A 722-nucleotide genomic window follows, 5' to 3' on the forward strand; every position below is an offset into this window, starting at 1 on the left:
TGATCGGCCCAGCCGCGCCACCCGGGCGGGCCGGCAACTGCTGCAGCACCTGCAGCGCGCCCGCGTCATGGAGCACGACCTGCTGGCGGGGCTCTCGGGCGGCGATGGGGAGGCGGATGCGTTCTTCGCCGTCACGCTCGCGGTCAACGCCGATTCGCTCGCCACCTGGCTGCTGCCGGCGCTGTCGGGCGTGCTGCAGCGCGAGCGCATCGCCATCGAGCTGGTGGTGGACGACCAGGAGCACACGCACGCGCTGCTGGAGGCCGGCCTGGCCCATGCCTGCGTGTCGGCCCAGCCGCATGCCATGCGCGGCTGCACGGCCGAGCCGCTGGGCCGCATGCGCTACCGGCTGGTGGCCTCGCCCGCATTCGCCGCGCAATGGTTCGGGCCGCGCGGCATCACCCGGGCGTCGGCGCGCCGGGCCCCCACGGTGGTGTTCAACCGCAAGGACCCGCTGCAGGCCAATGCGCTGCTCAATGCGTTCGGGCTGCAGGCCAGCGCCTATCCGAGCCATTACGTGCCGGCATCGGAGCCCTTCGTCGCGGCGATCCGGCTGGGGCTGGGCTACGGCATGGTGCCGGAGCTGCAGATCGGCGATGCCATCGAGCGCGGCGAGCTGATCGACGTGCTGCCCGATGCGGCGACGGACGTGGCCCTGTACTGGCACGGCTGGGCGCAGCAGCCGCCCCGGCTGGAGCGGCTCGCCCAGCGGGTGATGCAGG

1 protein-coding gene is annotated in these 722 nt (G+C 73.5%); it reads left to right on the plus strand.

From position 1 onward, the window contains the following. The coding region (locus AC27KI_RS26510) for an ArgP/LysG family DNA-binding transcriptional regulator (RefSeq protein ID WP_487116852.1) at positions 1-722 on the plus strand (722 nt) is incomplete at both ends.

The organism is Acidovorax sp. KPB24-03 (assembly GCF_057546605.1).